Below are 20,190 nucleotides of genomic sequence, written 5' to 3' on the forward strand. Positions count from 1 at the left end.
GGCAGTCCGCAAAGAAACGCCGCCATGATAACCAGTCGGGGGCCGCTTGTCCGGCCCGGTCGCTCGAAGGCCTTAACCGAAAGCAGAATTTGAGTGGAGAAAACCATGAGTGCAGCCCAAAGCGTCGGCCCGCAAGCGTTGCCGGCCCTGCAGGACCAAGTCGAGCAGATCATCGCCGAAGCCAAGCGCCAGGGCGCCAGTGCCTGTGAGGTCGCCGTTTCCCTGGAGCAGGGCTTATCCACCTCGGTGCGCCAGCGGGAAGTGGAAACGGTCGAGTTCAACCGCGACCAGGGTTTTGGCATCACCTTGTACGTGGGCCAGCGCAAAGGCTCGGCCAGCACCTCGGCCAGCGGCCCGCAAGCGATCCGCGAAACCGTGGCCGCGGCCCTGGCCATCGCCCAGCACACCTCTGAAGACGAAAGCTCGGGCCTGGCCGACGCGGCGCTGATGGCCAGGGACTTGCAAGACTTCGACCTATTCCACGCCTGGGATATCACCCCCGAACAAGCCATCGAACAGGCCTTGGCCTGTGAAGCGGCGGCGTTCGCCACCGACAGCCGGATCAAGAACGCCGACGGCACCACGCTGAGCACCCACCAGGGCTGTCGCGTGTACGGCAACAGCCACGGTTTCGTCGGCGGCTACGCCTCGACCCGCCACAGCCTCAGTTGCGTGATGATCGCCGAAGCCGACGGCCAGATGCAGCGCGATTACTGGTATGACGTGAACCGCCAGGGTGAATTGCTGATGGACCCGGTGACCATCGGCCAACGCGCCGCGCAGCGTGCCGCCAGCCGTCTGGGCGCACGCCCGGTGCCGACCTGCGAAGTGCCGGTGCTGTTTTCCGCCGAACTGGCTGGCGGTCTGTTCGGCAGCTTTTTGGGGGCGATTTCCGGCGGCAACCTGTACCGCAAATCATCGTTCCTCGAAGGCGCCCTGGGGCAGAAGGTCTTCCCCCAGTGGCTGACCCTGGACGAGCGCCCGCACTTGATGCGCGCCATGGGCAGTGCGTCGTTCGATGGCGATGGCCTGGCGACCTACGCCAAACCTTTCGTCGAGAACGGCGAGTTGGTGTCCTACGTGTTGGGCACCTATTCGGGCCGCAAGTTGGGCATGCCCAGCACCGCCAACTCCGGTGGCGTGCATAACCTGTTCGTCACCCACGGCGATGAAGACCAGGCCGCGTTGCTGCGGCGCATGGGCCGCGGCCTGTTGGTGACCGAGTTGATGGGCCAGGGCCTAAATATGGTCACCGGCGACTACTCCCGGGGCGCGGCGGGTTTCTGGGTGGAGAACGGCGAGATTCAGTTCGCAGTCCAGGAAGTGACCATTGCCGGCAACATGCGCGACATGTTCAAGCAGATCGTCGCCGTGGGGAATGACCTGGAACTGCGCAGCAACATTCGCACTGGTTCGGTGTTGATCGAGCGGATGACGGTGGCGGGTAGCTGATAAAGATAGAAGCGCCTAACAATACGATGGGTTGTTAGGCGCGAATCCGCGTTGTGTATATTTGTTATTTAAATGGTGCGGGTAGTATTGGGCAAGTAATCACTATTACTTAATTAATTCTTTGGTGTTGGCAAGGAATGTCCTGTTTTTTTCGATGATACCCAAGGCCTGCAGCGTGTCGTTAATGGCGTCGAGAAAGCCTATATCAGCAGGGGTTTCCTTTGAGTTCAGGACTCTGCGCAGGGAAAGATAGAATCCAATCTTCGCGTGGGCAATTTCATCACTGACGTTTTTTTTGTCGATAATTCGTCGGGCAAGCAAGTTCAGTTCGGTTTCAATAAATACATTAAGTTCGATGTTTGTCATGTTTTCTCAAGATCCTTCATGGGAAAAATATGGGTGTTCGCCTGAGATAATAGATTCGTTTTTTTTTGAGAGGGCATATAAATGTATTGCAGCGTTTATATAAGTTGATATTTTCCTACGTTGTTTTGAAGTCTTGCGACGACTTTTCCCTGCCTGCCGTACTTTTTCCGAAGCTCTTGGGCTTCGGTACTTAAGCGGCCCACCTTCGACCGCGTGGTGCGCGTGGGGATGATTCAGGCTTGTTTTGGTTATCATTATCATATAATAATAAATCTCATTACCGAATGAGCCCGGATTATGAGTTCTGCCTTGCACGAGCAGCCCTACCTCGAAAGCTGGCGCTGGATGAGTCGCCAGATTCGTTGCGCGATGGATCCCGATGAGCCGCGGCTGATCGAACATTACCTGGCCGAAGGCCGCTACCTGGGCTGTTGCACTGCCGCATCGCCCTGGACCATCGCCCAAACCTCATTCCGCCTGCTGCTCGATACGGCTGCCGACACCGCATTGCCCTGGCATTGGCGCACGCTGTGCCTGGACCAGGCCTGGCGCCCGTTGCGCGACCTCGAACGCCTTGCCCTGTGCACCTGCCGCCTCAAGCGCTGGCAAAGCTACACCTGGCAACTGGCGACCTGCCAGTTGCAGCCCTCCATTCCCCTTATCGAATTGGTCCAAGGATTTTCCGATGACTCGTATTGAACGCGACAGCATGGGCGAACTGAACGTCCCGGTAGAGGCCCTGTACGGCGCGCAGACCCAACGCGCGGTAGATAACTTTCCCATCAGCGGGCAACGCATGCCGGCCCAGTTCATTCGCGCGCTGATCCTGGCCAAGGCTGCCGCCGCCCGCGCCAACATCGCGCTGGAGCAAATCACCCCGGCCCAGGGCAAGGCCATCGTCGATGCCGCGCAAGGCCTGCTCGAAGGCGACTTCATGCAGCATTTTCCGGTGGATATCTTCCAGACCGGCTCCGGCACCAGCTCCAACATGAACGCCAACGAAGTGATCGCCACCCTGGCCAGCCGTTTGCTGGGCGAGCTGGTGAACCCTAACGACCACGTCAATTGCGGCCAGAGCAGCAATGACATCATTCCCACCACCATCCACGTCAGCGCCGCGTTGGCCCTGCACGAACACCTGCTGCCGGCACTCGCTCACCTGGTGCAAGTGATCGAGCGCAAGGCGCAAGAGGTCCACCCCTTTATCAAGACCGGCCGCACCCACCTGATGGACGCCATGCCGGTGCGCATGAGCCAGGTGCTCAATGGCTGGGCGCAACAGCTCAAGGCCAACCTCGAGCACTTGCAGAACCTGCTGCCGAGCCTGCAATCCCTGGCTCAGGGCGGCACCGCCGTGGGCACCGGAATCAACGCCCACCCGCAGTTCGCGGTGCGCTTCAGCGAGCAACTCAGCGCCTTGACCCACGTACCGTTCACGCCGGGTAAGGATCTGTTTGCTTTGATCGGTTCCCAGGACACAGCGGTCGCCGTTTCGGGCCAGCTCAAGACCACCGCAGTGTCCTTGATGAAAATCGCCAACGACCTGCGCTGGATGAACTCCGGCCCCCTGGCCGGCCTCGGTGAAATCGAGCTACAAGCGTTGCAGCCGGGCTCCTCGATCATGCCGGGCAAGGTCAACCCGGTGATCCCGGAAGCCACCGCGATGGTTGCGGCCCAGGTGATCGGCAACGACAGCGTGATTACGGTGGCGGGCCAGTCCGGCAACTTTGAACTCAACGTGATGCTGCCGATCATTGCCCAAAACCTGCTGAGCAGCATCGAGTTGCTGGCCAATTCCAGCCGTTTGCTGGCCGACAAGGCCATCGCCAGTTTCAAGGTCAACGAGGCCAAGCTCAGCGAAGCGCTGTCGCGCAACCCGATCCTGGTGACTGCGCTGAACCCGATCATTGGCTACCAGAAGGCTGCCGAAATCGCCAAGCAGGCCTATCAGCAAGGGCGCCCGGTCATAGACGTGGCCCTTGAACACACCGACCTGCCGCGTAGCCAACTGGAAGTGTTGCTCAATCCAGAAAAGCTCACGGCAGGCGGGGTCTAGTCACCGACCCGGTTTTGGAGGCTCACCATGGAACACTGGAAACGCACGATCGAAAGGGCCAACCGCTGTTTTATGCAGGGCGAACTGGTGGACGCCCGCGAGCATTACCTGCAGGCGCTGGCCTTGGCCCAGGTGCTGTTCGAGCGCTGGGCCGACGCGGACGAAGCGGTGGCGGCCTGTGTGATTTCCCATCACAACCTGGCCGACCTGCACCTGCGCCTCAATCAGCCGGAGGAAAGCGCGGAGTACCTGTGCGCGATCCATCAGCGGCTGCTGCACACCATCCAGGACGCACGCCTGAGCCTGGCCCTGCGCGAAGCCGCGCTGCGCCAAAGCAGCAAAACCTACGTCGAACTGCTCAATTTCATCAGCGACCATGGTGAATACCCGCGCACCCATCGCCTGCTGCACAGCGGTGTGACACCTGGGGCACAGGATGCCTCGCCCCCGAATGGCCCACATTACGGAGCACATTGAATGCCTTTTACCTTGCCTGCCTTGCCTTACGCCTATGATGCCTTGGAACCGCACATCGATGCGCAGACCATGGAAATCCACTACACCAAGCACCACCAGACCTACATCAACAACCTCAACGCCGCCGTCGAAGGCACCGAATGGGCGGATTGGTCGGTGGAAAAACTGGTGGCCAGTGTCCAGCAACTGCCGGAAAAACTGCGCGCCGCCGTCATCAACCAGGGTGGCGGGCATGCCAACCACTCGTTGTTCTGGGCGGTCATGACTCCCAAGGGCGGCGGCGCGCCAAGCGACGCGTTGGGCGCGGCCATCGACGAACACCTGGGTGGTTTCGAGGCCTTCAAGGACGCCTTCACCAAAGCTGCGTTGACCCGCTTCGGCAGCGGCTGGGCCTGGCTGAGCGTAACGCCACAAAAAAAACTGGTGGTGGAGAGCAGCGGTAACCAGGACAGCCCACTGATGAGCGGCAACACGCCGATCCTGGGGCTGGACGTGTGGGAGCACGCCTATTACCTGCGCTACCAGAACCGTCGCCCGGAATACATCAATGCGTTCTACAACGTGATTAATTGGCCCGAAGTTGCCCAGCGGTACGAGGCTGCGCTGGTCTAAGCTCTCCACTACAAAACGACCTAAGGCCGATTATGGGCACTGAAACACTGGCGAGCAGCAGCGGGCGGATGTTTCGTTTCGCCTTGGGCTCGCTGTTGCTGTTAGCGGGTATGACGTTGCTGGTAGCTCAAGGTTTGGAATGGCTCAACCTTGAGCCACGTTTGCTGCGCGCATTGCAAGGCGGGGCGATCTGCGCCTTGGGCACGGCGTTGGGCGCCGTTCCGGTGTTGGTCATTCGGCGGATGCCGCAAGCGGTCAGCGATACCCTGCTGGGCTTCGGCGCAGGTGTGATGCTGGCGGCCACGGCGTTTTCCCTGGTCGTTCCGGGGATCGCCGCCGCAGAAAGCCTCGGGTTGTCGCCCTGGGCCGCGAGCGGTTTGGTGAGTTTCGGCATCATGCTCGGCGCATTCGGTTTGTTTCTGGTGGACCGCAAGGTGTCCGGGGTCAGCCCCGACATGCTGGTGGGCACTGCTGAGCACCCGGTGGTCGCCCCGCGCATCTGGCTATTTGTGTTTGCGATCATCGCCCACAACATTCCCGAAGGCATGGCGGTTGGGGTGTCTGCCGGCGGCGGCGTGGCCGATGCCGATAGCCTGGCTATGGGCATTGCCTTGCAAGACGTGCCCGAGGGGCTGGTGATAGCGCTGGTGTTGGCCGGGGCTGGGATGTCGCGGGGCAAGGCGTTCTTGATCGGCGCGGCGTCAGGGTTGGTGGAGCCGGTGTTCGCACTTTTGTGCGCGTGGCTGGTGAGCCTGGCCGAGCTGTTGCTGCCGTTGGGCCTGGCTCTGGCGGCGGGGGCGATGCTGCTGGTGGTGACTCATGAAGTGATCCCGGAGTCCCGCCGCAATGGGCACGACAAGCTGGCCAGCCTGGGGCTGTGCATCGGCTTTTGCCTGATGATGGTGATGGATACTGCGTTGGCTTGAGCGTTTGTTGTCGGTGGCCTACACGCCTGTGTAGGCGCCGCGGGCTTGGCGAGATAGCGGCCGCTTACTCGCCTTCATCAAAATAGTTATTGATGAGTTTTTTCAGCGCTTCGAGGGCTTCCTGTTCTTGCTCGCCCTCGGTCTTCAGGTGGATCTTGGTGCCTTTGCCGGCCGCCAGCATCATCATGGCCATGATGCTTTTGCCATCGACCATGCTCTCGGGGGTGCGCCCAGCTCTTACCTGGCAAGGAAACTGGCCGGCAACGCCGACGAACTTGGCGGATGCCCGGGCATGCAGGCCCAGCTTGTTGATGATTTCAATTTCCAGAGCGGGCATCGCGATGTAGATCCTTTCAACTGAGGTCGCGGTGGCGGACCTGGACATTCTTCAGGGACTGCTGCAGGACCCGGCCCAGGCGTTCGGTCAGGTAGACAGAGCGGTGATGTCCGCCCGTACAGCCAATGGCGATCGTGACATAGGCGCGGCTGCTGGCGGCAAAGCGGGGCAGCCACTTGAGCAGGTAGGAAGAGATGTCCTGGAACATCTCCTCCACATCCGGCTGGGCGGCCAGGTAATCGGCAACGGGCTGGTCCAGGCCTGACTGGGCGCGCAGTTCGGGCTTCCAGTAGGGGTTGGGCAGGCAACGCACGTCGAACACCAGGTCTGCATCCACCGGCATGCCGCGTTTGAACCCGAAGGACTCCACTAGGAAGGCTGTGCCCGGTTCGGGCTGGTTCAGCAGGCGCAGCTTGATGGTGTCACGCAGTTGATAGAGGTTCAGGCTGGTGGTGTTGATCTTCAGGTCGGCCAGATCGGCAATCGGCCCCAGCAGGTTAGTCTCATCGCTGATGGCTTCGGGCAGGGAGCGGTTGGCGCTGGTCAGTGGGTGCCGGCGTCGGGTTTCCGAGAAGCGCTTGATGAGGGTTTCTTCGTCGGCGTCTAGGTACAGCACTTCGCACTGGATGTGCCGGCTCTTGACTTCCTCCAGCAACTCCGGGAAACGCGACAGGTGGCTGGGCAGGTTACGGGCGTCGATGGACACCGCGACCAGCGGTTGAGCCAGTTCCGTGTGGATCAGGGCCCGTTCGGCCAGTTCCGGCAGCAGGCCTGCCGGGAGGTTGTCGATGCAGTAGTAGCCGTTGTCCTCCAGGACATCGAGGGCGGTACTTTTACCGGAGCCGGAGCGGCCGCTGACGATTATCAGGCGCATGCTATTGGCCGTTCTGCTCGTCCAGGACGACCTGGTACAAGGCTTCGCTGCTCTGGGCGCTGCGCAGTTTTTTGCGCACGTCTTCGCGGTCCAGCATGCTGGCGATCTGGCGTAGCAGCTCCAGGTGGGCATCGGTGGCCGCTTCCGGGACCAGCAGGACAAACAGCAGGTCGACCGGTGCACCGTCGATGGCGTCGAAATCGATGGGGGCGTCCAAATGGATCAAGGCGCTGATGGGCGACTCACAACCCTTGAGACGGCAATGGGGAATGGCGATGCCGTTGCCGAAGCCGGTAGAGCCAAGCTTCTCACGGGCAATCAGGCTCTCGAAAACATCCTGCATTTCCAGATCGGGAACTTGATCCGCGATCAGGTTGGCAATTTTTTCGAGTGCGCGCTTTTTACTGCCGCCCGGCACGTTCGCGAGGGAACGGCCGGGGGTCAGGATATTTTCAAGTCGGATCATGGGTGGGGAGTGTTAACGACCGGTCGCGCCCTGGAGGAGGCTTTGGGTCTTTTCCTTATGCTTTTTGAGTTGGCGGTCAAGCTTGTCGGTGAGCAGGTCGATGGCAGCGTACATATCGTCATGTTCGGCATTGGCAACGACCTCCCCTCCGTGAATGTGCAGGGTGGCTTCGATTTTCTGCTTCAGTTTTTCGACATTCATCGTCACCTGCACATTGGTGATCTTGTCGAAGTGCCTTTCGAGTCGGTCGAGTTTTTCGCCGATATAGGCCCGCAGAGGTTCGGTCACTTCCAGTTGGTGTCCACTGATGTTGACTTGCATACAGCTTCTCCTTCGTTGCCAGTGCATAAGGCGGCAGGCCGGTTTGCCTGCCACTTAGGTTGTGCTCGAAGACCTGCTTTTGGGCGAGACGTCAAGCACACCCTGGAACGCTGTGGCGTAACCCGTTACATCAGCCGCTTGCGTTCGCTTGAAGGCGCAATCCCAAGGGATTCGCGGTACTTGGCGACGGTGCGGCGGGCTACCTGAATGCCTTGTGCCTCCAGTAAACCAGCGATCTTGCTATCACTCAACGGCTTTTTCTGATTTTCCGCGGCAACCAGTTTTTTGATGATCGCGCGGATCGCCGTGGACGAGCATTCACCGCCTTCGGAGGTGCTGACATGGCTGGAGAAAAAATATTTCAGTTCGTAGATGCCGCGGGGCGTGTGCATGAATTTCTGGGTGGTTACCCGGGAAATGGTCGACTCGTGCATGCCCACCGCTTCGGCGATGTCGTGCAGAACCAGGGGTTTCATCGCCTCGTCGCCGTACTCGAGAAAGCCGCGCTGATGCTCGACGATTTGGGTAGCAACCTTCATCAGGGTTTCGTTGCGGCTCTGCAGGCTCTTGATAAACCAGCGTGCTTCCTGCAATTGGTTGCGCATGAAGGTGTTGTCGGCGCTGGTGTCGGCGCGGCGCACGAAACCGGCGTATTGCGGGTTGACCCTTAGACGCGGTACCGACTCCTGGTTGAGTTCGACCAGCCAGCGGTCGTTATCCTTGCGCACGATGACGTCGGGGATGACGTATTCGGCCTCGCTGGACTCGATCTGCGAACCTGGGCGCGGGTTGAGGCTCTGCACCAGTTCGATGACCTGGCGCAGTTCATCTTCCTTGATCTTCATGCGGCGCATCAGCTGGCTGTAGTCGCGGCTGCCGAGTAGGTCGATGAAGTCGCTGACCAGACGCTTGGCCTCGGTCAGCCAAGGGGTCTTGGCGGGGAGTTGGCGCAGTTGTAGCAGCAGGCATTCGCCCAGGTTGCGTGCGCCGATTCCGGCCGGCTCGAACTGCTGGATGCGGTGCAGTACGGCTTCGATCTCGTCGAGTTCGATGTCCAGTTCCGGGTCGAAGGCTTCGAGGATTTCCTCGAGGGATTCGTCCAGGTAGCCCTGGTTGTTGATGCAGTCGATCAGGGTCACGCCGATCAGGCGATCGGTGTCGGACATCGGGGCCAGGTTCAATTGCCACAGCAGATGGCTTTGCAGGCTTTCACCGGCCGATGTGCGTGTGGTGAAGTCCCACTCGTCGTCATCGTTACTCGGCAGGCTGCTGGCGCTGGTCTGGTAGATGTCTTCCCAGGCGGTGTCGACGGGCAGTTCATTGGGAATGCGCTCGCCCCACTCGCCATCCTCAAGGTTGTCCACCGTCGGGGCGCTTTCCTGGTAGGAAGGTTCCTGAACGTCGGCATTAGGTTTCTGTTCGACGTTGTCGGCCAGTGGATCGGCGTTGTCGAAGTCGTCGCCTTCTTCCTGGCGTTCGAGCATCGGATTGGATTCCAGAGCCTCCTGGATTTCCTGTTGCAGGTCCAGGGTCGACAATTGGAGCAGGCGGATGGCCTGTTGCAGCTGCGGTGTCATCGTCAGCTGCTGGCCCATTCTCAAGACTAGCGATGGTTTCATGGCAGGGGCTTAACACCTTATTTGCCGGCGCACATGCGCCATCCACTACAGGGCGCCGGAGCGCCAAACTTAAGCAAATTATATGCCTGAAACTGGAGTGCTTGCCTAGGGCGCCGCAATAATAAACTTTTCAGAGTTCACTGCTGGCCGCCCTGGCGAAAAGCCAAACTCCACGCTTACAGGCGGAACTCATGGCCCAGGTACACTTCCTTGACCAACTCGTTGGCAAGGATGGTGGCAGAGTCGCCTTCGGCGATCAGCTGGCCGTCGTTGACGATGTAGGCGGTTTCGCAGATATCCAGAGTCTCGCGCACATTGTGGTCGGTGATAAGCACGCCGATGCCCTTGGCCTTGAGGTGATGGATGATCTGTTTGATATCGCCCACCGAGATCGGGTCCACGCCGGCGAAAGGTTCGTCGAGCAAGATGAATTTTGGTGCTGTGGCCAGGGCTCGGGCAATTTCCACGCGGCGACGCTCGCCACCGGAAAGGCTCATGCCCAGGTTGTCGCGGATGTGGCTGATGTGGAACTCCTGCAGTAGGCTTTCGAGCTCTTTGCGCCGGCCAGCCTTGTCGAGCTCCTTACGGGTTTCGAGGATGGCCATGATGTTGTCGGCTACCGACAGTTTGCGGAAGATCGACGCTTCTTGCGGCAGATAGCCGATACCGGCCTTGGCGCGGCCATGCATGGGTTGGTGGCTCACATCCAGGTCATCGATCAGGATGCGGCCTTGGTCGGCCTGTACCAGACCCACGATCATATAGAAGCAGGTGGTCTTGCCGGCGCCGTTGGGGCCGAGCAGGCCGACGATCTGGCCGCTGTCGATGGACAGGCTGACGTCACGCACTACCTGGCGGCTCTTGTAGCTCTTGGCCAGATGCTGAGCTTTCAGAGTTGCCATTAAGGGGCCTTTTTCTCGTCGGTTTTCTTCTTGGGCTGGATCACCATGTCGATCCGCGGACGTGGCGCGGTGACAGAGGAGCCGTTGGCGCGGCCGGCGTTGGCGATCTGTTTGACGGTGTCGTAGACGATTTTCTCGCCTTCGGTGGTGTTGCCGTCATTGATGACCTTAGCGCGGTCGATCAGCACGATGCGGTTCTGCGGCGCATGGTATTGGATGGTTACGGCGTAGGCCTGGACCGGTTTGGGATCGGTCTGTTTCTGCAACTGCTCGAAGTAGGCCAGGTTGCCCACGGCGGTGACGACGTCGATATCGCCCGAGCCGGCCCGGGTGATGGTCACGGTGTTGCCGGTGATCTTCATTGAGCCCTGGGTGATGATGACGTCGCCCCGGTAGGTGGCAATGCCTTGCTTGTCATCGAGTTGGGCGTCGTCGGCCTGGATGCGGATCGGTTGCTGGCTATCGTTCGGCAGAGCCCAGGCGCTCACGCTTCCCAGTGCTGCGCTCAGGCTGAGCAAAATAGGGAGGGTTTTAACGAGACTCATACTGTCCTCTTACGTTCGATAGCAGGTGTATCCTGCTTTCTTTCAAGTACGCTTTCATTCCATTGCCAGTCGATACGCCGCCAGCGCCGTCGATTCTAACGGCTTGCTCGGTCTGCGCATATTGCTTCTGGGGGAATACGGTCATACGACTGCTGGTTATCAGGGTCGTACGGTTCTTCTCGTCGGTGCGCGCGATGCGTACCGAGTCAATCAGTTCTACTTCGGTGCCACCAGGGTTGACTTCACCGCGTTCGCTCTGGATGTGCCAGGGGAAGGTGGTGCCGCGATACATCTGTAGGTCGGGTTTGGTCAGTAGCGTCACGTCTGTGGCCTTGAGATGCTCGACTTTGTCGGAGGTCATCTCGTATTGCAGCTTGCCGTCGGGCAGGAACTGCACACTGTGGGCATTGATGGCGTAGTAGTCGATGGCGCTTTCGTTGGTGACCGTGCCAGCACGGCCCAGAAAGCGCTCCGGGCTGATGTTCCAGTAGCCAACGGCGACGAAAATCGCCGCAATGACCGCGAAAATCAGAATGTTGCGGATGTTTTTACTCAGCATGTGTGGCTCACAGGTAGGCGGCGTTGGCCGCTTCTAGGTTGCCCTGGGCGCGCAGGATCAACTCGCAGAACTCCCGTGCAGCGCCTTCGCCGCCGCGGGCCTGGGTAATGCCATGGGCGTGTTCACGTACGAAGCTGGCGGCGTTGGCCACGGCCATCCCCAGGCCCACGCGGCGGATCACCGGCAGGTCGGGCAGGTCGTCGCCCAGGTAGGCGACTTGCTCATAGCTTAGGCCTAGTTGCGCCAGAAGCCCGTCGAGCACGACCATTTTGTCCTCGCGCCCCTGGAATAGGTGGGGGATACCGAGATTCTTGGCCCGGCGTTCGACCACCGGGGTTTTGCGCCCACTGATAATGGCGGTTGTCACGCCCGTGGCCATCAGCATCTTGATGCCTTGCCCGTCGAGGGTGTTGAACGTCTTGAACTCGCTGCCATCTTCGAGGAAATACAGACGACCGTCGGTCAAAACGCCATCAACGTCGAAAACCGCCAGTTTGATGGCTTTACCCCGTTGCATCAGTTCGTCGTTCATTTACATCACTCCTGCGCGCAGCAGGTCGCCGAGGTTGAACGCGCCCACCGGGTGGTCCTGCTCGTCGACCACGATCAGCGCGCTGATCTTGTGGTCTTCCATGATTTTCAGGGCTTCGGCGGCGAGCATTTCTGCGCGGGCGGTTTTGCCGTGGGCGGTCATTACGTCGTCGATGGTGGCGGTGCGCAGGTCCAGGTCGCGGTCCAAGGTGCGGCGTAGGTCGCCGTCAGTGAAAACCCCGGCCAGGCGGCCGTCGGCTTCCAGTACGGCGGTCATGCCCAGGCCCTTGCGGGTCATTTCCATCAAGGCATGCTTGAGCGGTGTGCCGCGTTGCACCTTCGGCAGTTCTTCACCTGTGTGCATGACGTTTTCCACCTTCAGCAGCAGGCGTCGGCCCAGAGCGCCGCCTGGGTGGGAAAAAGCGAAATCTTCAGCGGTAAAGCCGCGAGCTTCCAGCAGGGCAATGGCCAGGGCATCGCCCATCACCAGGGCCGCGGTGGTGGAGGAGGTGGGGGCCAGGTTGAGCGGGCAGGCTTCCTGGGCCACGCGGCAATCGAGGTTGACGTCGGCAGCCTTGGCTAGCGGCGAGCCCGGGTTGCCGGTCAAGCTAATCATCTGAATGCCCAGGCGCTTGATAAGCGGCAGCAGAGTGATGATTTCGTTGGTTGAGCCAGAGTTGGACAGGGCAATGATGACGTCGTCACGGGTAATCATCCCCATGTCGCCATGGCTGGCTTCTGCGGGGTGTACAAAGAATGCCGTGGTGCCAGTGCTTGCTAGGGTTGCGGCGATCTTGTTGCCGATGTGTCCGGACTTGCCCATGCCGACCACGACCACGCGGCCTTTGCTGGCCAGAATCATCTCGCAAGCGCGTACGAAATCTGCGTCGATATGGGGTATCAAGCCTTGAATGGCTTCAATTTCGAGGCGGATGGTGCGTTGTGCCGATTGAATCAGGTCGCTGGATTGGCTCATGTAGAAATCGATTACCCAGATGAAAAGGCGGCGATTATAGCGGGAATGAGGCAGTGCCTTACAGAAGTTCGTCAGGCTTTGTGCAACTCCATCGTGTGGCTGTGCTCCAAGTGCAGTGTTTTTGTCTGTCTCGATCCTGAACGGCCCCGGGCTTGGCCTTGGGCGCCACGCTTGAGCAGTGATATAGTTCGCCGCCGGCTCGGCCTGCCCAGGATGTATGTGCTTTCGGTAGGGAGCCAGGCGTCCGAGTGACAGGCTGCATCGCAAGGAGTTTAGATGAGTGCCGATAAAGCCTACGCGGTCGAGCTGAAGGGTGTGTCCTTCAAGCGCGGTGCGCGCAGCATCTTCAATAACGTCGATATTCGCATTCCGCGGGGAAAGGTCACCGGCATCATGGGGCCTTCCGGCTGCGGAAAGACCACGCTATTGCGGCTGATGGGGGCACAGTTGCGTCCCAACGGTGGCGAAGTCTGGGTCAATGGGCAGAACCTGCCCAAGCTGTCGCGCAGCGATCTGTTCGACGCCCGCAAGCAAATGGGCGTGCTGTTCCAGAGTGGCGCGTTGTTCACCGACCTCGATGTGTTCGAGAACGTCGCTTTTCCCCTGCGGGTTCATACCCAGTTGCCGGAGGAGATGATCCGCGACATCGTCCTGCTCAAGTTGCAGGCGGTAGGCTTGCGCGGCGCCATCGACCTGATGCCGGACGAATTGTCCGGCGGGATGAAGCGCCGTGTCGCGTTGGCGCGGGCCATCGCCCTCGATCCGCAAATTCTCATGTATGACGAGCCGTTCGTCGGTCAGGACCCGATCGCCATGGGCGTGTTGGTGCGCCTGATCCGTTTGCTCAACGACGCGTTGGGCATTACCAGTATCGTGGTTTCCCATGATCTTGCAGAAACCGCGAGCATTGCCGATTACCTCTATGTCGTGGGTGATGGCCAGGTGTTGGGGCAGGGCACGCCCGAAGAATTGATGAACACCGATAACCCGCGCATTCGCCAGTTTATGACCGGCGATCCGGATGGCCCGGTGCCGTTTCACTTTCCGGCGCCGGACTACCGCGCAGATCTTCTGGGGAAGCGCTGATGCGCAAGCAATCGATTATTGAGAGAGTCCGACGCTTGGGCCAGGGGGCGATCGATATCGTCCAGGTGCTGGGGCGTTCGACGCTGTTCCTGTTTCATGCGTTGTTGGGCCGTGGCGGCATCGGTGGTGGGTTTGGGCTGCTGGTTAAACAGTTGCACTCGGTGGGGGTGATGTCCCTGGTGATTATCGTCGTCTCCGGGATCTTCATCGGCATGGTGCTGGCGTTGCAGGGTTTCAACATCCTGTCCAGCTACGGTTCCGAGCAAGCGGTGGGGCAGATGGTGGCCCTGACCTTGCTGCGTGAACTGGGGCCGGTAGTCACGGCCCTATTGTTCGCCGGCCGGGCCGGGTCTGCGCTGACCGCCGAGATCGGCAACATGAAGTCCACCGAGCAGCTCTCCAGCCTGGAGATGATTGGTGTTGATCCGCTCAAATACATTATTGCCCCGCGCCTGTGGGCCGGCTTTATTTCCCTGCCGTTGCTGGCGATGATCTTCAGCGTGGTCGGGATCTGGGGCGGTTCATGGGTCGCCGTGGACTGGCTCGGGGTGTACGAAGGTTCCTACTGGTCGAACATGCAAAATAGCGTGACGTTCAGCGGTGACGTGCTCAATGGTGTGATTAAAAGCATTGTCTTCGCCTTTGTAGTGACCTGGATTGCCGTGTTCCAAGGTTACGACTGCGAGCCCACTTCCGAGGGGATCAGTCGTGCCACCACGAAAACCGTGGTGTACGCCTCGTTGGCCATTCTTGGCCTGGACTTTATTTTGACCGCCTTGATGTTTGGAGATTTCTGATGCAAAACCGCACCCTGGAAATCGGTGTCGGCCTTTTCTTGCTGGCTGGCATCCTGGCTTTGCTGTTGCTGGCCCTGCGGGTCAGTGGACTGTCCCCGAGTTCAAGCAGCGACAGCTATAAACTTTATGCCTACTTCGACAATATCGCCGGTTTGACGGTCAGATCGAAAGTGACCATGGCCGGTGTGACCATCGGCAAGGTCACGGCTATCGATCTGGATCGCGACAGTTTCACCGGGCGAGTCACGCTGCAACTGGAAAAACGTGTCGATAACCTGCCGACCGACTCCACTGCATCTATCCTCACGGCTGGCCTGTTGGGCGAGAAGTACATCGGCCTCAGCGTGGGCGGGGAGGAGACCCTGCTCAAGGATGGTGCAACCATCCACGACACCCAGTCGTCGCTGGTGCTCGAAGACCTGATCGGTAAATTCCTGCTCAATACCGTTAGCAAAGACGCCAAATGAGGAAGTTTTTTATGATCTCTACCTTGCGACGTGGCCTGTTGGTCCTCTTGGCGGCCCTGCCGTTGATGGCCAACGCTGTGGCAGCGCCTTCGGCGCACGACATCGTCCAGGATACGACCACCCGCCTGCTGGCGGACCTTGCCGCCAACAAGGAGAAGTACAAGCAGAGCCCGAGCGAGTTCTACGACGCGCTCAATGGCATCGTCGGCCCGGTGGTGGATGCCGATGGCATCTCGCGCAGCATCATGACCGTCAAGTATTCGCGCAAGGCTACGCCGGCGCAGATGGCGCGCTTTCAGGAAAACTTCAAGCGCAGCCTGATGCAGTTCTATGGCAATGCCCTGCTGGAGTACAACAACCAGGGCATTACCGTTTCCCCGGCCAAGGATGAAGGTGCGGACCGTACCAGTGTCGACATGCAGGTCAAGGGTAACAACGGTTCCATCTACCCGGTTTCCTACACCCTGACCAAGATTAACGGTGAGTGGAAAGTGCGGAACGTGATTATCAACGGCATCAACATCGGCAAGTTGTTCCGCGACCAGTTCGCCGATGCCATGCAGCGCAATGGCAACAATCTGGATAAGACCATCGACGGTTGGGCGGGCGAAGTGGCCAAGGCCAAGGAAAAGACCGACGACCCCGCCATAAAGGTCGAGCAATGAGCGAGTCGGCAATCCGTATGGGCGCGGCCGGCGAGTTGCTGCTCAGCGGTGTGCTCGACTACCGCAGCGGCCCGGGCCTGCGCAAGCAGGGCCAGGCCCTGATAAAGAGCAGCACGGCCACTGCGTTGGTAGTCGACTGTTCGGCGGTGGTCAAATCCAGCAGCGTCGGTTTGTCGCTGTTGCTGGCCTTCATGCGCGATGCGCAGGCCGCCGGCAAGCCGTTGAGCATTCGCGCGTTGCCTGAAGACATGCAGGAAATCGCCCAGGTCAGCGGTTTGACCGAGTTGCTGATCCATCCCTAAATAGCATCGATACAAAAGCCCCCCGTCAGAGTCCTGCTTCGCGGGGTTCGCAGGCGCGGGGCTTTTTTGTATGATGCACGACCCGCGCGCACAGGGCGCCGATTGAGGTTGAGCATGCAGGCCGTAGAAGTGAAGAGCTTCCTTGAAGGAAAGCTGCCAGATACGCAGGTGGAAGTTGAAGGCGAAGGCTGCAACTTCCAGCTGAACGTGATTAGCGACGAACTGGTGGCTTTGAGCCCGGTCAAGCGTCAGCAGCAGGTCTATGCCCATTTGAACCCATGGATCGCCGATGGCAGCATCCACGCGGTCACTATGAAATTTTTCAGCAGCGCGGCCTGGGCCGAGCGCACCTGAGCCCAAGGGCGTCGAGATTCTTATGGATAAACTGATTATTACCGGCGGTGTTCGTCTTGATGGCGAGATCCGTATTTCCGGGGCAAAGAACTCTGCCCTGCCGATTCTGGCAGCCACCCTGCTGTGCGATGGCCCGGTCACGGTCGCCAACTTGCCGCACCTGCATGACATCACCACCATGATCGAGCTGTTCGGGCGCATGGGCATTGAGCCGGTGATCGACGAGAAGCTGAGCGTCGAAATCGACCCACGCACCATCAAGACCCTGATCGCCCCGTACGAACTGGTGAAAACCATGCGGGCCTCGATCCTGGTGCTGGGGCCGATGGTTGCCCGTTTCGGTGAGGCTGAAGTGGCTCTGCCGGGCGGTTGCGCCATCGGTTCACGTCCGGTCGACCTGCACATCCGTGGCCTGGAAGCCATGGGCGCGACCATCGACGTCGAAGGTGGCTACATCAAGGCCAAGGCGCCTGAGGGTGGCCTGCGCGGCGCGAGTTTCTTCTTCGATACCGTCAGCGTGACCGGCACTGAGAACATCATGATGGCCGCTGCACTGGCCACTGGCCGCAGCGTGCTGCAAAACGCCGCCCGTGAGCCGGAAGTGGTGGACTTGGCGAACTTCCTCAACGCCATGGGCGCGAAAGTGTCCGGCGCGGGCACCGACACCATCACCATCGACGGCGTGCCTCGCCTGCACTCGGCCACTTATAAAGTGATGCCGGACCGTATCGAGACGGGCACCTACCTGGTCGCTGCTGCCGTGACCGGTGGCCGTGTGAAGGTCAAGGACACCGATCCGACCATCCTCGAAGCTGTCCTGGAAAAACTCAAGGAAGCGGGCGCCGAGATCACCACTGGCGAAGACTGGATCGAGCTGAACATGCACGGCAAGCGGCCCAAGGCTGTCAACGTGCGTACCGCTCCATACCCGGCGTTCCCCACCGACATGCAGGCGCAGTTCATCTCCCTGAACGCCATTGCCGAAGGCACCGGCGCGGTGATCGAGACGATCTTCGAAAACCGCTTCATGCACGTCTACGAGCTGCATCGCATGGGTGCCAAGATCCAGGTCGAAGGCAACACCGCCATCGTCACCGGCACCGAGAAGCTCAAGGGCGCCCCGGTCATGGCCACCGACCTGCGGGCTTCGGCCAGCCTGGTGATTTCGGCGCTGATCGCCGAAGGTGACACGCTGATCGATCGCATTTACCACATAGACCGTGGCTATGAGTGCATCGAAGAGAAACTGCAGATGCTCGGCGCGAAAATCCGCCGCGTACCGGGCTAGTTCTCGCAGCAGGGCACAGGGACGTGCCCACAAGGTTTTTTCGATCGGGGCTTCACGGCCTCGATTCATGTCCGGCGCCGTTTGCGACCGGGCATCAGTAGCCTGATAAGGACTGACGTTTCCCATGTTGACCATCGCACTGTCCAAGGGCCGCATCCTTGACGACACCCTGCCGCTTCTGGCTGAAGCGGGCATCGTGCCGACCGAGGATCCGGACAAGAGCCGCAAGCTGATTATCCCCACGACCCAGGCCGATGTGCGCCTGCTGATTGTGCGCGCCACCGATGTGCCGACCTACGTCGAGCATGGCGCCGCCGACCTCGGCGTGGCGGGCAAGGACGTGTTGATGGAGTACGGCGGCCAGGGCCTGTACGAGCCGCTGGATCTGCAGATTGCCCAGTGCAAGCTGATGACGGCCGGCAAGGTCGGCGCGCCCGAGCCCAAGGGCCGCCTGCGCATCGCCACCAAGTTCGTCAATGTCGCCAAGCGTTACTACGCCGAACAGGGCCGCCAGGTCGATATCATCAAGCTCTACGGCTCGATGGAACTGGCGCCGTTGATCGGCTTGGCCGACAAAATCATCGACGTCGTCGACACCGGTAACACCCTGCGCGCCAATGGCCTGGAACCCCAGGAATTCATCGCGGCCATCAGTTCCCGGCTGATCGTCAACAAAGCCTCGATGAAAATGCAGCACGCCCGGATTCAGGCGTTGATCGATACCCTGCGCACAGCAGTGGAGTCGCGACACCGCGGTTGATTTACTCGCGCGCCCCTAAAGCGCGCCCGTCTATCCGCCTCATAGCCAGAATTCTCAGGTGCCCAAGCGGAAATGACTGCTAGTTATGGGCGCCTGAGTTTTTGCCAATCCTATGAGGCTCTCGCTATGACCACGTCCACTGCCATTCGCCGACTCAACGCTGCCGACCCGGATTTCGCCCATCATCTGGATCATCTGCTGAGCTGGGAGAGTGTGTCCGACGACTCGGTCAACCAGCGGGTGCTGGACATCATCAAGGCTGTGCGCGAGCGCGGCGATGCGGCGTTGGTGGAGTTCACCCAGCAGTTCGATGGCCTGCAAGTGGCGTCCATGGCGGACCTGATCCTGCCCCGCGAACGCCTGGAGCTGGCCCTGACCCGCATCACCGCTGAGCAGCGCCAGGCCCTGGAAACCGCCGCCGAGCGCGTGCGCAGCTACCACGAAAAACAGAAGCAGGACTCCTGGACCTACACCGAGGCCGACGGCACGGTGCTGGGCCAGAAGGTCACGCCACTGGACCGCGCCGGCCTCTACGTGCCGGGCGGCAAAGCGTCTTATCCGTCGTCGGTATTGATGAACGCGATTCCGGCCAAGGTGGCGGGTGTGGCCGAAGTGGTCATGGTCGTGCCTACGCCGCGCGGCGAAATCAATGAGCTGGTGCTGGCCGCTGCCTGCATTGCCGGGGTGGACCGGGTGTTCACCATCGGCGGCGCCCAAGCGGTGGCGGCCCTGGCCTACGGCACCGAAAGCGTGCCCAAGGTGGACAAAGTGGTCGGCCCGGGCAACATCTACGTGGCCACGGCCAAGCGCCATGTCTTCGGCCAAGTGGGTATCGACATGATCGCCGGCCCTTCGGAGATCCTCGTCGTGTGCGATGGCCAGACCGACCCGGACTGGATCGCCATGGACCTGTTCTCCCAGGCTGAGCACGATGAAGACGCCCAGGCGATCCTGGTCAGCCCGGACGCCGCGTTTCTCGACAAGGTTGCCGCCAGCATCGCCAAGTTGCTGCCCACCATGGAGCGTGCCGAGATCATCGAAACCTCGATCAACGGCCGTGGCGCGTTGATCCAGGTGCGCGACATGCAGCAAGCGATAGACGTCGCCAACCGCATCGCCCCGGAACACCTGGAACTGTCGGTAGCCGACCCCCAGGCCTGGTTGCCGCAGATCCGCCACGCCGGCGCGATCTTCATGGGCCGCCACACCAGCGAAGCCCTGGGCGACTACTGCGCGGGCCCCAACCACGTGCTGCCGACCTCCGGCACTGCGCGGTTTTCGTCGCCGCTGGGGGTGTATGACTTCCAGAAGCGGTCGTCGATCATTTTCTGCTCGCCTCAAGGCGCCTCCGAGCTGGGCAAGACCGCCTCGGTCCTGGCCCGGGGCGAATCCCTCACGGGCCACGCCCGCAGTGCTGAATACCGCATCCTTGCCGATAAAAAAGGAGACTGA

At 60.4% G+C, this 20,190-nt stretch carries 26 protein-coding genes; 15 read left to right on the forward strand and 11 right to left on the reverse strand.

Annotated features, from left to right (window positions below):
- Nucleotides 1-105: 105 nt before the first annotated feature.
- Nucleotides 106-1,452, forward strand: coding sequence for a metalloprotease PmbA (gene pmbA, locus CKW13_RS06770; protein WP_095107820.1), 1,347 nt, complete (start codon nt 106-108; stop codon nt 1,450-1,452).
- Between the two features lie 105 nt (nt 1,453-1,557).
- On the opposite strand, the gene CKW13_RS06775 is transcribed toward pmbA, so the two are convergent.
- Entirely contained in the window at nt 1,558-1,818 is a 261-nt protein-coding gene (locus tag CKW13_RS06775) for a hypothetical protein (RefSeq protein WP_095107821.1), read from the reverse strand.
- Nucleotides 1,819-2,115: 297 nt separating this feature from the next.
- Between CKW13_RS06775 and CKW13_RS06780 the strand changes: the two genes are divergently transcribed.
- The 5 genes from CKW13_RS06780 to CKW13_RS06800 are packed head-to-tail and all read left to right on the forward strand — an operon-like array spanning nt 2,116 to nt 5,889.
- On the forward strand, nt 2,116-2,517 hold the full coding sequence (locus CKW13_RS06780) for a FagA protein (protein WP_095107822.1): 402 nt from the start codon (nt 2,116-2,118) through the stop codon (nt 2,515-2,517).
- Nucleotides 2,504-3,874 (forward strand): aspartate ammonia-lyase, encoded by a 1,371-nt coding sequence (locus CKW13_RS06785; RefSeq protein WP_095107823.1) that lies wholly within the window; start codon nt 2,504-2,506, stop codon nt 3,872-3,874. Before CKW13_RS06780 ends, CKW13_RS06785 begins: the two co-directional genes overlap by 14 nt.
- A 27-nt stretch (nt 3,875-3,901) precedes the next feature.
- A complete protein-coding gene (locus tag CKW13_RS06790; protein WP_095107824.1) occupies nt 3,902-4,351 on the forward strand; it encodes a hypothetical protein in 450 nt (149 codons plus the stop codon).
- The gene (locus tag CKW13_RS06795; RefSeq protein WP_095107825.1) at nt 4,352-4,963 is read left to right on the forward strand and encodes a superoxide dismutase; all 612 of its coding nucleotides are present in this window, start codon (nt 4,352-4,354) and stop codon (nt 4,961-4,963) included.
- Nucleotides 4,964-4,995: 32 nt separating this feature from the next.
- Nucleotides 4,996-5,889 carry a ZIP family metal transporter gene (locus CKW13_RS06800; RefSeq protein ID WP_095107826.1) on the forward strand — a complete coding sequence of 298 codons (894 nt, stop codon included), beginning with the start codon at nt 4,996-4,998 and terminating at the stop codon, nt 5,887-5,889.
- Nucleotides 5,890-5,953: 64 nt separating this feature from the next.
- Here the strand turns inward: CKW13_RS06800 and CKW13_RS06805 are convergent, their stop codons facing one another.
- The 10 genes from CKW13_RS06805 to CKW13_RS06850 form a co-directional block, all read right to left on the reverse strand.
- Nucleotides 5,954-6,226, reverse strand: a complete 273-nt coding sequence (locus CKW13_RS06805; RefSeq protein ID WP_095107827.1) for an HPr family phosphocarrier protein — start codon at nt 6,224-6,226, stop codon at nt 5,954-5,956.
- A gap of 16 nt (nt 6,227-6,242) precedes the next feature.
- Nucleotides 6,243-7,100, reverse strand: a complete 858-nt coding sequence (rapZ, locus tag CKW13_RS06810; protein ID WP_095107828.1) for an RNase adapter RapZ — start codon at nt 7,098-7,100, stop codon at nt 6,243-6,245.
- A gap of 1 nt (nt 7,101) precedes the next feature.
- A complete protein-coding gene (ptsN, locus tag CKW13_RS06815; protein ID WP_095107829.1) occupies nt 7,102-7,566 on the reverse strand; it encodes a PTS IIA-like nitrogen regulatory protein PtsN in 465 nt (154 codons plus the stop codon).
- Between the two features lie 12 nt (nt 7,567-7,578).
- The gene (hpf, locus tag CKW13_RS06820; protein WP_095107830.1) at nt 7,579-7,887 is read right to left on the reverse strand and encodes a ribosome hibernation-promoting factor, HPF/YfiA family; all 309 of its coding nucleotides are present in this window, start codon (nt 7,885-7,887) and stop codon (nt 7,579-7,581) included.
- Nucleotides 7,888-8,012: 125 nt separating this feature from the next.
- Nucleotides 8,013-9,506, reverse strand: coding sequence for an RNA polymerase factor sigma-54 (locus CKW13_RS06825; RefSeq protein ID WP_095107831.1), 1,494 nt, complete (start codon nt 9,504-9,506; stop codon nt 8,013-8,015).
- Between the two features lie 176 nt (nt 9,507-9,682).
- Nucleotides 9,683-10,408 carry an LPS export ABC transporter ATP-binding protein gene (gene lptB / locus CKW13_RS06830; protein ID WP_095107832.1) on the reverse strand — a complete coding sequence of 242 codons (726 nt, stop codon included), beginning with the start codon at nt 10,406-10,408 and terminating at the stop codon, nt 9,683-9,685.
- The gene (gene lptA / locus CKW13_RS06835; protein WP_095107833.1) at nt 10,408-10,953 is read right to left on the reverse strand and encodes a lipopolysaccharide transport periplasmic protein LptA; all 546 of its coding nucleotides are present in this window, start codon (nt 10,951-10,953) and stop codon (nt 10,408-10,410) included. The genes lptB and lptA overlap by 1 nt, the downstream gene beginning before the upstream one ends.
- A complete protein-coding gene (gene lptC / locus CKW13_RS06840) occupies nt 10,940-11,512 on the reverse strand; it encodes an LPS export ABC transporter periplasmic protein LptC (RefSeq protein WP_095107834.1) in 573 nt (190 codons plus the stop codon). Before lptC ends, lptA begins: the two co-directional genes overlap by 14 nt.
- A 7-nt stretch (nt 11,513-11,519) precedes the next feature.
- Nucleotides 11,520-12,044: an HAD family hydrolase gene (locus CKW13_RS06845; protein ID WP_095107835.1), complete on the reverse strand. Its 525-nt coding sequence runs from the start codon at nt 12,042-12,044 to the stop codon at nt 11,520-11,522.
- A complete protein-coding gene (locus CKW13_RS06850; protein ID WP_095107836.1) occupies nt 12,045-13,019 on the reverse strand; it encodes an SIS domain-containing protein in 975 nt (324 codons plus the stop codon). It abuts the gene before it with no gap.
- Between the two features lie 276 nt (nt 13,020-13,295).
- Here CKW13_RS06850 and CKW13_RS06855 point away from each other — a divergent pair, with 276 nt between their 5' ends.
- The 9 genes from CKW13_RS06855 to hisD all read left to right on the forward strand — a co-directional run bounded on the left by CKW13_RS06855 (nt 13,296) and on the right by hisD (nt 20,190).
- Nucleotides 13,296-14,105 carry an ATP-binding cassette domain-containing protein gene (locus CKW13_RS06855; protein ID WP_095107837.1) on the forward strand — a complete coding sequence of 270 codons (810 nt, stop codon included), beginning with the start codon at nt 13,296-13,298 and terminating at the stop codon, nt 14,103-14,105.
- Nucleotides 14,105-14,902: a lipid asymmetry maintenance ABC transporter permease subunit MlaE gene (gene mlaE / locus CKW13_RS06860; RefSeq protein WP_095107838.1), complete on the forward strand. Its 798-nt coding sequence runs from the start codon at nt 14,105-14,107 to the stop codon at nt 14,900-14,902. Before CKW13_RS06855 ends, mlaE begins: the two co-directional genes overlap by 1 nt.
- Nucleotides 14,902-15,369 carry an outer membrane lipid asymmetry maintenance protein MlaD gene (mlaD, locus tag CKW13_RS06865; RefSeq protein ID WP_095107839.1) on the forward strand — a complete coding sequence of 156 codons (468 nt, stop codon included), beginning with the start codon at nt 14,902-14,904 and terminating at the stop codon, nt 15,367-15,369. Before mlaE ends, mlaD begins: the two co-directional genes overlap by 1 nt.
- A gap of 11 nt (nt 15,370-15,380) precedes the next feature.
- A complete protein-coding gene (locus CKW13_RS06870; RefSeq protein WP_095107840.1) occupies nt 15,381-16,034 on the forward strand; it encodes a phospholipid-binding protein MlaC in 654 nt (217 codons plus the stop codon).
- A complete protein-coding gene (locus CKW13_RS06875) occupies nt 16,031-16,336 on the forward strand; it encodes a lipid asymmetry maintenance protein MlaB (protein ID WP_095107841.1) in 306 nt (101 codons plus the stop codon). Before CKW13_RS06870 ends, CKW13_RS06875 begins: the two co-directional genes overlap by 4 nt.
- 114 nt (nt 16,337-16,450) lie before the next feature.
- Nucleotides 16,451-16,690: a BolA family protein gene (locus CKW13_RS06880; protein ID WP_095107842.1), complete on the forward strand. Its 240-nt coding sequence runs from the start codon at nt 16,451-16,453 to the stop codon at nt 16,688-16,690.
- Nucleotides 16,691-16,712: 22 nt separating this feature from the next.
- The gene (gene murA, locus CKW13_RS06885) at nt 16,713-17,978 is read left to right on the forward strand and encodes a UDP-N-acetylglucosamine 1-carboxyvinyltransferase (RefSeq protein ID WP_095107843.1); all 1,266 of its coding nucleotides are present in this window, start codon (nt 16,713-16,715) and stop codon (nt 17,976-17,978) included.
- A 124-nt stretch (nt 17,979-18,102) separates the two neighbouring features.
- On the forward strand, nt 18,103-18,738 hold the full coding sequence (hisG, locus tag CKW13_RS06890) for an ATP phosphoribosyltransferase (protein ID WP_095107844.1): 636 nt from the start codon (nt 18,103-18,105) through the stop codon (nt 18,736-18,738).
- Nucleotides 18,739-18,864: 126 nt separating this feature from the next.
- Nucleotides 18,865-20,190 (forward strand): histidinol dehydrogenase, encoded by a 1,326-nt coding sequence (gene hisD, locus CKW13_RS06895; RefSeq protein ID WP_095107845.1) that lies wholly within the window; start codon nt 18,865-18,867, stop codon nt 20,188-20,190.

The organism is Pseudomonas sp. Irchel 3E20 (genome assembly GCF_900187645.1).
Taxonomy (GTDB): domain Bacteria; phylum Pseudomonadota; class Gammaproteobacteria; order Pseudomonadales; family Pseudomonadaceae; genus Aquipseudomonas.